The organism is Bacillus sp. FG16, from assembly GCF_057809515.1.
In genome coordinates this window covers 65,653-76,679 of the sequence record NZ_JBMDKC010000013.1, presented here as the reverse complement: position 1 = coordinate 76,679, position 11,027 = coordinate 65,653, and the positions used below count along the sequence as shown (strand labels likewise).

The following is an 11,027-nucleotide window of genomic DNA, read 5'->3' as shown; positions in this document are numbered from 1 at the left end:
GAAAAACTGCACCTCCAATTGTTAGACTGTGTCTAACAATTGGGGTGCAGTTCAATCGTACTCTTTTTTATTATTAATCTCCTTCCTCTTCACCTCTACAATGGCATTTCGGTTTTGTTTTACAATGACATTTTTCACACTCACATTTCGGTTTCTCTTTGCAACAACATTCGTGAAAATCTCTGCGTTTACATCTACATCTCCCAAACATTAAATCATCCCAAAATTTATTACAATTTCGGGAATGCCCACAATGACAAGTATTCCCCATGAATATACTTCCTCCTAAATAGAATTCATCATATTCTATGTTTGAAAGTATACAAAGGCTTGTATATTAGTCTATTTTCTCCGTATCATAAGTAGAGTTAGCAGATTACATTAAAATAAAAAGCCGTCACATGACGGCTCTTATTTTTATTTAGCAAGCTACTCTTTTGTATAAAAAAATTTAATTCCTTTCGTATCTAACCCAGCCGTTGCTTTGTCCAGTTCGTTCCCTTGACGATAATCTGTCTCAAAATACACAAGCCCTTGGTTATTTCCGCGAGATATTATTTTAGAAGTATATCCAAGCTTATCCATCATTTGAATCATGTCAGGAATTAAATTTATACCAAATTCATAAGTAACTACTTTGTTATATTTATTCACTATAATTCCAACCCCTTCTTGTTTTTTTATTGGCTCAACAGTTTGATTTGTGAACCAAGCTAACGGTTTATTTCCAATTAGCTCATTTAAATCACACTTTCCGATACCAGCTACATTCCCTGTTTCTGTGTATTGCCAAATTTCACATGGATACGCCGGTTTGTTACCACCATAACGAGGAATCCATATAAAATCAGAATTGACATTTGCCATTCCAAATGGAGCATACATATGATGAGCAATATATAAACCGACTTTCTTAGCTCCTAATCTGCGTAATTCATCAATAAAGGCTTGTGCACCCGTTCTCATATCGTTCATTGTTCTTACTTCTACGTCAGCTACCCAAACTGTTGCATTTTTATCACCACGGTTCCAAAAGTCTCTCGCTTCTATCCGTGCATCCTCTACTGAAACGAAACGACAGAACGCGTAATTACCAAACGGAATATTTCTTACTTTCATTGCTTGTACATAATTTTTATATAAAGGATCAACATAATTTGAACCATCTTGCACACGTGCAATTACGAAATCTAATTGTGGGGCTGCGATATCCCAGTTAATATTGCCATTCCATTTTGAAATATCTACAATGTAACCCATAATTCATCATCTCCTTTTTTATTATCATATTCAGAGCTTGTATTTTTTGCTCTTATCCCTTAAACAATCAAGTCAGTTTTTTAATTAGCAGTAGAGATTTTGTATTAATTGATAATGATTTAAAATTTAACTTATGTATCGAAAAATAGAATATTATTGCAGATTTAAAAGATGATTATTCCAAAAACTAAAGTATATAATTAAAACAATAAAAGCCAACTTGTATTTTCAACCCACTAATCATTAGTTTTACCCCGCATTAACGGGCAGTAAGACCCCCACCTCAAAATTCAGCGGAAGCAACGAAGTTAGCTGGGGGCGGGCTGCCTGTAAAAGCCCGATTGGTGAAGGCTGATTAAAGTTTCACTTTATCTCACATACTCATAGTACCACTTACGTGCATCTAACCAAGCTGTAAATTTATCGATATTTCCAGCTTGGTAGCCATTCGTTATAGCATAACCAATGCCATCTTTCTGAACGATAATTTGTCCATCAATACCTGCATCAACCATTGCTTGAGCTAAGGCTTGTAAATTACTAAATGCTACACCGCCAGTTTTTACTTTGAGCAAATCCACTGCACCTCCTCCAGTTTGTCCTGTAAGAGCAAATACAATAGAATTAGCGATTTTATCAACATTCCATTTTGCCATGTCGGACTCATTGTCAATAAATCCTAATTCTATAAGAATAGCAGGTGCTTTCGTCCCATTTAATACCGCTAAATCTGTACGCTGTTTCGCACCTCGATCACGCCATCCAATATCTTTTGCTAGTTGAGCTGAGATTTTAGCCGCTAAGTCTTTCTGATCATAATACAGAACCTCAACACCCTGTCCATTTCCATTGCTCGCATTAAGATGAAAAGAAATAACTAAATCCACAGCATTGGAATTGCTTTTACGAATGATATTATTTAAATTTTGTGATTGAGTTGTCCCTACCTCGTCCGTATCGTCATAAACCGTGTGTCCTAAGGCTCTTAACTTAGCCGCCACAGCATCTTTAACTTGCCTATCTAGAACGTGTTCTCTCCGATTCCCAAAATTAGCACCTTGAACAATACTATTGTGTCCTCCGTGCAAACTATATCTGGCCATTATTCATCAACATCTCCTTTCTTAATATCCTATTCAAAACTTGTCTTATTGCTATTCCCACTTACAATCTTAACTGTACCCATATATCCTACATTTTCTAAAGGTGAAGGCAATTCGTTTTCGATTTTAAAAAGAGATGTCACTTCACAAATCGGATTCTTTGTTCTCTAAATTGCATTAACTTGAATGGTGACACGAACAAAAAAGCATCACCTTTTTGGCGATGCTTAAAAACTCTATTTTACGTTTTAGTTCCCTAAATAAAGTTTAAGATCATGGTGATCGAAACTATACCTATATTTCCGCCTCTTCCTTCACTGCCTCTTTCAACCTCTGCAACATATACCCAATCCCTTTGCATCCTTCTAACGGATATGTAATCATTTCTTCTGGATATAACTTTGTCACTACTTTTTTATGCTTTTTTCCCGCTAGTAAGACGATTTCGTCAAACTGTAGTAAACTTTTATCTACCATCTGTTTTTGTAATTGCTCTATACTTATTACCTCATCGCTTTTTGAATCAAATGCAAGATCATAGTTTTCTAATACAATATCATTTGGTCTTAAAAATCCATGTTTCGCTGATAATATAACCCAGTTTTCGAAAAACATAGTTGCGTACGCCTGACATGCTTTTCCGAACGGACTAATATATACATCTTTTGCTTCCATCGGTCCGTAGTTTGAATACTTATCCCAAATTTTCTTTTTTCCACATGGAATTATACATAGCCTTTTCATATATATTTCTACTCCCTTTACTTCTGTAAATAAAATTCGTTATTTTGTACATTTTTCTCTCGAAATACTATATAATAATTCTGAAAGTTAAAATTACACATTTTACCATATACGTACTATGGATTACTCTCGTTGCAAATATTATAATACCATAAAATTTTTGCATTTTTTCTTCAAAATATTAAAAACAAATTGCAATATGAGGATGTATGAATAAAATTAAAAAGGAGGTTCATAAAAATGAAAAATATTATCCCTGCACTATTAGTCTATTTTATCGTTTGCGTTATTTCCGTTATCATTCCAGCATCTGAAGGCTATAATTATGTCAGCTGGAAGTTATTTGTTGGGCAAGTGTATGCGATACCTATTTTCTTCATTACTACTATCATTACATTTTATATAAACAAGAAAAAATCTTACGAATAAACGATTATAAGGATAGCTAACGCTATCCTTATTTTAATTCGTTAATCAAATCTAAAATAGCCCTTGCAGTACTTTGTATCCTTTCTTCCGAAAATTCAAACGCAACACCTGTATTTTTATATATTTCCTGTATAGATAAATTCCAATCTGAACTCGCTCCCTCTTTAAAGAAAGCAATCGCTTGTTCCGGATTCTCTCGATAAATTTGAAACAATTGCATTGCTCCTATTTGTGCAATTGCATATTCAATTTTATAAAAAGGAAACTGAGCAAAGTGAAATGACTCAAACCAACTCGAACCAATTTCATTCTCTACTCCTGCAATATCAACTGATGAATATTTATACCTTTTACATAGTTCAATATATTTCTCATCTCGCTCTTCTGGTGAATGGTTTGGATTTGTGTAAAGCCAGTGCTGAAATACATCTCCTGAAACTGACGATATTAATAACGATAAAGTACGATATAATTGAACTCGCTGTACTTCTTTATAATCATCCTCTTGCGTATAAAAAATATTAAGCTTATCCATTAATAGCAACTCCAGGCTAAGGGAATAAAGTTCCGCCACCTCTTCACGAAGGTACCTTTCCTGCATACTACTTTCATTGTTAAATTGTTTATAAAAATGAAATGCATGCCCCAATTCATGTATTAATGCATTAATTGCATAAAATGAAGGACTAAAATTAGAATAAACAAAAACGTCTTTACTATGAGGTAAGGTAAAGCAAGCTGCCCCTGATGCTTTATTTTTCCGTTCTTGTACGTCAATTAATCCCGCTTTCCTTATATGAGTAAATTCCTCATGAAAACATGAATCTGTCTTCCGAAACATTTCTTCAACCCCATCCAATAAATCAATGTAATTTTCAAATGAAGATTTTTGCAAATTACAAGGAGCAAGATCCCAAGGACGATACGTTTTTACATCAAGATTCTTTTTAAAAAGACTTCCTAACTGTTTCCAAATTGGTACAACACACTTTTCTATCGACTCATGAAACTTATAACAATCTTCAATACTGTAATCTCTATTTTTTTGTTTAAAGGCATATTCACTATAATTATTAAACCCTGCATTTAAAGCCATCTGATTCCGCAATTGTACGAGTTCCTTCATAATACAATCTATTTCTATTTTTATTATACTTCTTGCTTCGCACAAAGCGTACCAAGCTTTTTCACGAATAGCTCTATTTGGGTTATCTAGCCTTGCTTTTACGTATGCATACGTCTTTTGCTCGCCTTCCCAATTAATAGATATGCTAGACATTATTTCTCTATATTTCGTAATAAGTTCTTGCTCTTTAACGGAAAGCGCTATGTTCTTTTCATTAAACATCTCACTCTTCACAAATCTTGCTTTTTTCATAAATCCATATTTCTGCTCATCTAATAAATCAGAAAACGGACAATCTCTAAATTTCTGGTCAAATTTTGCATTGTATCTTTTTAAAAGTGGCTGAATTTCATTTTGGTTATACATATGTATATCACGTATATTACTATCTTTTGTATTTCTATACATAGCGATTAAATTGATCGTTAACTCCTCTTCTATTTCTGTGTTTAAACGCAGCTCCTCCGAAAGCCAGCTCTCTAATTCTGAAACCGACGTAATATTTCGCTCTAAAAGTGACTGTAATTTACTCTCCAAATCATTAAACATACACAATCCTCCCGTTTTTAATTTTCTGTTTTTTAGAGATAAAAAAGGACAAGTAGCCAATCTGACTACTTGTCCTTGCTGTTTATGTGTACTCAATAAAATTAAGCTTGGAATGCTTCTGTTAATACTGGTACGATTTGTTTTTTACGAGATACAACACCTTTTAATGTAGCTGTGTTGTTTTCTAGTGATACGTTGTATGCTTTCTCAACTACGTTTGCTGCTTTACCGATCGCAAGACCGACAGAATCGTTAGTTAAGATATCAGTTACAACGAATAAGAATAGGTCTAAACCTTTTTCTTCTACTACTGCAGAGATTACTTTTTCAAGTTCCGCTTGGTGTACAAGAACGTCGTTTGTATCAACAGCGTTTACTTGTGCGATTTCAACTTTCGCATTACCCATTTGGAATTCTTTAGCGTCAAGAGAGATTAATTGCTCCATTGTTTTTCCGCTTAAGTCAGCACCAGCTTTTAACATTTCTAAGCCGTAGCTATCAGCATCTACACTAGCGATTTCCGCTAATTCACGAGCAGCTGCTACGTCTTGTTCTGTGCAAGTTGGAGATTTGAATAGTAAAGAATCTGAAATAATTGCAGATAACATTAAACCTGCAACTTCTTTACGAATTGTAACGCCATTTTCTTTGTACATTTTGTTTAAGATTGTAGCTGTACATCCCACTGGCTCACAACGATAGTATATAGGATCGCTCGTTTCAAAGTTAGCAATACGGTGATGGTCAATAACTTCTAACACACGAACTGATTCGATATCGTTAGCACTTTGTTGACGCTCGTTATGGTCAACTAAAATAACGTTGTCCACTTCGCTTGCTACTGTCTCAACAAAACGCGGTCCTTCTACTTTAAAATAGTCTAACGCAAATTGAGTTTCACCGCTGATTTCGCCTAAACGTACAGGCTCAGCATTCATTCCTAATTCTTTTTTCAATTCTGCATAAGCAATTGCAGAACAAATTGCATCTGTATCTGGGTTTTTATGCCCGAAAACTAGTACTTTTTCCATGTTTTCCACCTCTTCATGAAAAGGATATCTTAAAGAAGCAAATATGACAATATTTAAAGCATATTTTTTTATAAATAATTGCACTTTCTTCTATATTTTTCATCATTTTCATAAAAAAAATCATCTAAAATGAATTAGATGATCGAAATATATGTTTCAATTAAAATAGTGTAGGAGTTTGCACTACATTGTTAAAAGCGAAATTTGAAGCTAAGCCATTATTCACAAGGTTTACATCTATAACTTGATAAAACGCATTTCCAGTGTCTGCAATTTCCCAAACAGCTAAAATAAGATGGTATCCACTACGGTCAGTTGGTACATTTGCTTCGTGCGTTACTGTTGTCCCCGGTCTAGCTCCACCGTCATTTTTCACATAGAATGGCACTAAATCTAAATCTGATCGCGTTAAAGGTTTATTTGGATTCCAACCTTTTTTCGTAATATAATATTTCCACTCTTTCGTACTATGAGGAGCCGTTAGTTTCCACTTGAATGTATTCGTCCCGCCATTTAACATAACTTTCTTCCACCTATCTACAGTTTGAACATCTAAAGCGGGAAAGTGACCAGCCCCTGCAATTTGTCCATCAGAAGGTCCTAGTTGCGGAAATCCACCTATCCCTTCTACACTTTGTGGTTCATATTGAATTGGTCCACAATTTACATTTACCCCTTGCTTACATAAATAAGATCGGCTCGCTGGTGATTCTACATATCCATGAGCTGAAGCCTTTTCTGAAAATCCAAATGTTAATAATCCCGTAAGTAATACGCCACCACTTAAAATAACTTTCTTCATCTTTTGTAAACTATTCTTTTTCATTCTTTCATCCCCTTCCGATAATAAAGCGAAAATAACTATAGTTGGCTAGTCATCTTCTCTACATTTATTATAAGACGAGAATCATTACTAAAAGAACCCTCTAAAAACTTTCTCAAATTCATTTAGTGCGTTAAATGGATTATATCAATAAATTTATTTAACACCGCCAGAAAAATATAGACGGTGTTAAAATAGTTTCTTATTATTCAGTATGATAACCTTTTAATCACAATTTATATGCATTTATAATAAAGAACCGTAGCATCTAACTTTCCATTCGGAGAAATTGCATACCCTGGTATTGTTCCAACTTCTTGGTAGTCTAGTGATTTGTACAATTTATTGGAAGGATCTCCTTCTCTAGTATCTAATACTAAAAGAGACCTGTTTTCTTCCTTCGCTCTTTCCTCTGCTTTTTGCATAAGCAATCGTCCAATACCGTTACATCTAAAGTTTGGATGAGTCATTAATTTGCAAATCTCGGCTCTATGAATTCCGTTTGGCTTTGTAACTAATTGTAATTGAATACTCCCTGCTACTTCGTTGTTTATTTTAGCCACATACAATATCACTTCTGGCGCTAATACTGTTTGCCAATACTTTGTTGCGTCTTTTTGTTCCAGTGGAGGCAAAAAACCAATTGATGCCCCATCATTTACAACCGTTTTCAAAAGTTTCGAAAGTTCTTCCATATCATTTTCTAGTTGCTTAATTTCTTCAATTACTAAATTTCGCATTACTTTTCCCCCTTTTGTTTCATTGTAACAATTTTTAAAGAAGGAATAATGAAATAATAAGATGAATTTATTTAGGATATGATTTTTTTAGTGAAAGGATAACTATATGAAATATATATTAGATAGAACATATGCAAAAGAATTACTCGAATGGGCATATGAACAAAACCCCGGCCCTTGGTTTGGACATTCAATACATGTTGCTCATGCAACTGAAAACATAATTATAGAGCTTATCAAAAAAGGGTATGACCTAGACGCTGACATAGCATATAACGCTGCCCTTTTGCATGATATCGGAAGATACAAAGGTTTTACCAAATCGGTCATTCATTCCTATGATGGTTATATGTATATGAATGATTTAGGATATACAGGAAACGCCATTATTTGTGTGACACACTCATTTCCCTGTAAAAATGAACATATAGATATCGCAGCGGAATGGAATCTCGTTCCTGACCATATGAAAAGCCGCTTAGTTGCAATATTGAATGAACATAGTAACTACGACTTATATAATAAAGTAATTACTCTTTGTGACGCTCTTGCTGACGCAGATGGCTTTACTACGCTGGAAAGAAGATTAATTTCAGTTGGTTTGCGTCATGGTACAACATCTCATACATCTTTACATTGGAAAGGTTTTTATGCAATTAAGCAAGAATTAGAAGTTTTAATCGGTAAGAGTATATACACAGTTCTTCCTGATGTAGAAACATCTATTTATAAAGATATAAAATATTAAAGTGAATACAAACTGAAAACGATAAAATTTGTATGTGTGTTTCTAAAAGACTCTTTCAAAAGTGGAGGGATTTCTTATTAGTAAAATAGGATTTGACTTGATAAACCTTGAGGCGAATTTTGATTTTGGATATGAAGATATAAAAGAGATTTCTATGAGATGTAAATTTCCTAACTGTTCACATACAAACGAACCATACTGCGCGGTTAAAAGAGCTATCTCTGACAGAGCTCTTTCTGAAGAAGTAGTAAACAGTTACTATAGAGATTTTCATGAAGCACATTATGTTTCTAAACAGAAAAACAAAAGCTATTGATTATATGAAACAATTGAAGCTTTTTACAAAACCTTAAAATTAAATAAATAGTTGTTATTTCTCATTCTTACTAAATTTGAAATTCTTCCTTTATTGTATAACCATAAATTGAACCCATCCTAGATAATTTTTATACTCAAATTTAATTTCACATAAAAAACGTTTTAAACATAAAGTTTAAAACGTTTTTTATTCAATGCTTTTGATTTTTCAGTTCTGTTAAACATTCTTGTACTAAAGTTACCGCTTGACTCATCGCAGCTCCGCCAGCAAATGCTGCTGAAACACCACATGCTTCCAGAATCTCTTTATCCGAACATCCTTGATCAAGACAACCTTTTGTATGATAAATTGTACAATACTCATCTTGCGTTGCTAAACTAATTCCTAATGCAATAAGTTGTTTTTCTCTTTTTGTTAAAGTACCCTCTTGAAAACAAGCTTGCGTGAACGCATTATATGTCTCAGCGATTTCAGGAATTTGATTTGTAAAACTACCTATACCTTCTTTATAATGGTGTAGAATATCATTTATCGAACTATGTTGCTCATGTTCCATCTTATTCCCTCCAGTCATTTTATCCATACCTATTGTAGTATGTGATGAAATGAAGGCAATATACCCCTTTAAAATTAAGAATTTTCAGTTAATTTAGGTTATAATTTTAAATTATCATCTACTATAACTTTTTCTCTAGAACTTTTCCTTTCAACCTCTTTACTTCTTTCTTCCCAAAATGTTAATCCTTCAATCCCTACATTTTTAGGATCAAATACTGGATCTTTCCCTTCTTTTTTCTGCGTTTCATAGTCTTTTAACACTTTTAATGCGATTTTACTTAATAATAGAATCGCGATTAAGTTTAACCATGCCATACTACCAATTCCTAAATCTCCAAGATTCCATAAAAGCGACGCTGATTCAACACTACCGATGTAAACCATAATTAAAAATCCAAATTTTAAAACTGGTTTTAACCAGCCATACTTCAATTGACGATCTAAATAAGTAAGTGTTGTTTCAGCGATATAGTAGTAAGCGAGTAACGTTGTAAATGCAAAAAAGAAAATCGCAATTGAAATAAATATTGGACCAAACCCTGTCATCACAGTTTCAACTGCTTGTTGCGTATAAATTGGACCTGCTTCCACATTTCCTATGTTTTTTACAATAGCGCTTTTCCCTTCAGGTATAACATTATACATACCTGTAATTAATATCATAAGAGCTGTCGCTGTACATACGACAATTGTATCGATATATACGGAAAACGCTTGAACTAATCCTTGTTTTGCAGGATGCGATACTTCAGCAGCCGCCGAACTATACGTCGCTTCTCCGACACCAGCAACGTTTGAAAATACAGCGCGTTTGACGCCCCATGCAATAGCTGCACCAACAATTCCACCAAACATTTCATTTACACCAAATGCGCTAGAGAAAATTAAAGCAAACATACTTGGAATATCCGATACATTCGCAATTAATATGATACATGTAACAATTACATAGCCAATTGCCATAAATGGAACAAGCATTTGAGAAACGCCAGCAATTCTCTTTACACCACCAAAAATAATTGCTGCTAGTAACACGACTAAAAATATACCAGTTATATATTTGTTAATACCATTAGAGTTTTCAAATCCAACTGCGATACTACTAGATTGAATACCTGGTAATAACACGCCATATGAAAGTGTTACAACTACCGCTACAATGACTGCAAACCATTTCATTTTTAAACCTTTCTCAATGAAATATGGAGTACCGCCGCGATATTCATTCCCTACTTTACTTTTGTATACTTGAGATAATGTTGATTCAACAAACGCGCTCGCTGCCCCTAACAAAGCCATTACCCACATCCAAAATACAGCTCCAGGCCCGCCGAAAGCGATTGCTGTCGCTACCCCTGCGATATTACCAATTCCAACTCTTCCTGATAAGGCTAAACAAAATGCCTGAAAAGATGATATTCCCGTCTCTGAACTCTTTCCTTCAAATAATAGTTTAATCATCTCTTTAAAATAACGAATTTGCAAAAAGCGTGTTGCAATCGTGAAATATACGCCTGCCCCTAATGCAAAAACAACTAAACCGATACTCCACACTTGCCCTACTAACCATTCTACTAAATTCTCCATCCAAATCCCC

The 11,027-nt window shown here is 34.1% G+C and carries 12 protein-coding genes and 1 pseudogene; 3 read left to right on the top strand and 10 right to left on the bottom strand.

The features are described from left to right. Positions 1-51 precede the first annotated feature (51 nt). The 4 genes from ACODS7_RS07515 to ACODS7_RS07500 all read right to left on the bottom strand — a co-directional run bounded on the left by ACODS7_RS07515 (position 52) and on the right by ACODS7_RS07500 (position 3,107). Positions 52-207 carry a hypothetical protein gene (locus ACODS7_RS07515; protein ID WP_243168312.1) on the bottom strand — a complete coding sequence of 52 codons (156 nt, stop codon included), beginning with the start codon at positions 205-207 and terminating at the stop codon, positions 52-54. A gap of 222 nt (positions 208-429) precedes the next feature. Next, the gene (locus tag ACODS7_RS07510; RefSeq protein WP_243168313.1) at positions 430-1,260 is read right to left on the bottom strand and encodes a GH25 family lysozyme; all 831 of its coding nucleotides are present in this window, start codon (positions 1,258-1,260) and stop codon (positions 430-432) included. Positions 1,261-1,628: 368 nt separating this feature from the next. Beyond that, entirely contained in the window at positions 1,629-2,363 is a 735-nt protein-coding gene (locus tag ACODS7_RS07505) for an N-acetylmuramoyl-L-alanine amidase (protein ID WP_029442551.1), read from the bottom strand. A 294-nt stretch (positions 2,364-2,657) separates the two neighbouring features. Beyond that, positions 2,658-3,107: a DUF6884 domain-containing protein gene (locus tag ACODS7_RS07500; protein ID WP_016081278.1), complete on the bottom strand. Its 450-nt coding sequence runs from the start codon at positions 3,105-3,107 to the stop codon at positions 2,658-2,660. 240 nt (positions 3,108-3,347) lie between these two features. Between ACODS7_RS07500 and ACODS7_RS07495 the strand changes: the two genes are divergently transcribed. Next, positions 3,348-3,536, top strand: a complete 189-nt coding sequence (locus ACODS7_RS07495; protein WP_016081277.1) for a DUF4017 family protein — start codon at positions 3,348-3,350, stop codon at positions 3,534-3,536. A gap of 28 nt (positions 3,537-3,564) precedes the next feature. On the opposite strand, the gene ACODS7_RS07490 is transcribed toward ACODS7_RS07495, so the two are convergent. The 4 genes from ACODS7_RS07490 to ACODS7_RS07475 form a co-directional block, all read right to left on the bottom strand. Beyond that, positions 3,565-5,211, bottom strand: coding sequence for a M3 family oligoendopeptidase (locus tag ACODS7_RS07490; protein WP_029442552.1), 1,647 nt, complete (start codon positions 5,209-5,211; stop codon positions 3,565-3,567). A 101-nt stretch (positions 5,212-5,312) separates the two neighbouring features. Continuing rightward, positions 5,313-6,242 carry a manganese-dependent inorganic pyrophosphatase gene (gene ppaC / locus ACODS7_RS07485; RefSeq protein ID WP_029442553.1) on the bottom strand — a complete coding sequence of 310 codons (930 nt, stop codon included), beginning with the start codon at positions 6,240-6,242 and terminating at the stop codon, positions 5,313-5,315. Between the two features lie 160 nt (positions 6,243-6,402). Beyond that, positions 6,403-7,068 (bottom strand): lytic polysaccharide monooxygenase, encoded by a 666-nt coding sequence (locus tag ACODS7_RS07480; RefSeq protein WP_029442554.1) that lies wholly within the window; start codon positions 7,066-7,068, stop codon positions 6,403-6,405. Positions 7,069-7,301: 233 nt separating this feature from the next. Beyond that, complete coding sequence (locus ACODS7_RS07475) at positions 7,302-7,805, bottom strand: GNAT family N-acetyltransferase (RefSeq protein WP_029442555.1); 504 nt, start codon at positions 7,803-7,805, stop codon at positions 7,302-7,304. A gap of 106 nt (positions 7,806-7,911) precedes the next feature. Between ACODS7_RS07475 and ACODS7_RS07470 the strand changes: the two genes are divergently transcribed. Both ACODS7_RS07470 and ACODS7_RS07465 read left to right on the top strand, forming a co-directional pair. Next, complete coding sequence (locus ACODS7_RS07470; protein WP_029442556.1) at positions 7,912-8,553, top strand: HD domain-containing protein; 642 nt, start codon at positions 7,912-7,914, stop codon at positions 8,551-8,553. Positions 8,554-8,614: 61 nt separating this feature from the next. After that, positions 8,615-8,906: pseudogene (locus ACODS7_RS07465) on the top strand (hypothetical protein). 156 nt (positions 8,907-9,062) lie between these two features. Here ACODS7_RS07465 and ACODS7_RS07460 read toward each other — a convergent pair. Continuing rightward, positions 9,063-9,455 carry a carboxymuconolactone decarboxylase family protein gene (locus ACODS7_RS07460; RefSeq protein ID WP_172452194.1) on the bottom strand — a complete coding sequence of 131 codons (393 nt, stop codon included), beginning with the start codon at positions 9,453-9,455 and terminating at the stop codon, positions 9,063-9,065. A 71-nt stretch (positions 9,456-9,526) separates the two neighbouring features. Further along, on the bottom strand, positions 9,527-11,017 hold the full coding sequence (locus ACODS7_RS07455; protein ID WP_016081269.1) for an alanine/glycine:cation symporter family protein: 1,491 nt from the start codon (positions 11,015-11,017) through the stop codon (positions 9,527-9,529). Between the last annotated feature and the right edge of the window lie 10 nt (positions 11,018-11,027).

Excerpts from the sequence above, each read along its gene's own strand:
- ACODS7_RS07505 (WP_029442551.1), bottom strand. The coding sequence starts at position 2,363 with ATGGCCAGATATAGTTTGCACGGAGGACACAATAGTATTGTTCAAGGT.
- ACODS7_RS07500 (WP_016081278.1), bottom strand. The coding sequence starts at position 3,107 with ATGAAAAGGCTATGTATAATTCCATGTGGAAAAAAGAAAATTTGGGAT.
- ACODS7_RS07490 (WP_029442552.1), bottom strand. The coding sequence starts at position 5,211 with ATGTTTAATGATTTGGAGAGTAAATTACAGTCACTTTTAGAGCGAAAT.
- ACODS7_RS07480 (WP_029442554.1), bottom strand. The coding sequence starts at position 7,068 with ATGAAAAAGAATAGTTTACAAAAGATGAAGAAAGTTATTTTAAGTGGT.
- ACODS7_RS07460 (WP_172452194.1), bottom strand. The coding sequence starts at position 9,455 with ATGGATAAAATGACTGGAGGGAATAAGATGGAACATGAGCAACATAGT.
- ACODS7_RS07510 (WP_243168313.1), bottom strand. The coding sequence starts at position 1,260 with ATGGGTTACATTGTAGATATTTCAAAATGGAATGGCAATATTAACTGG.
- ACODS7_RS07475 (WP_029442555.1), bottom strand. The coding sequence starts at position 7,805 with ATGCGAAATTTAGTAATTGAAGAAATTAAGCAACTAGAAAATGATATG.
- ACODS7_RS07470 (WP_029442556.1), top strand. The coding sequence starts at position 7,912 with ATGAAATATATATTAGATAGAACATATGCAAAAGAATTACTCGAATGG.
- ACODS7_RS07455 (WP_016081269.1), bottom strand. The coding sequence starts at position 11,017 with ATGGAGAATTTAGTAGAATGGTTAGTAGGGCAAGTGTGGAGTATCGGT.
- ACODS7_RS07495 (WP_016081277.1), top strand. The coding sequence starts at position 3,348 with ATGAAAAATATTATCCCTGCACTATTAGTCTATTTTATCGTTTGCGTT.
- ppaC (WP_029442553.1), bottom strand. The coding sequence starts at position 6,242 with ATGGAAAAAGTACTAGTTTTCGGGCATAAAAACCCAGATACAGATGCA.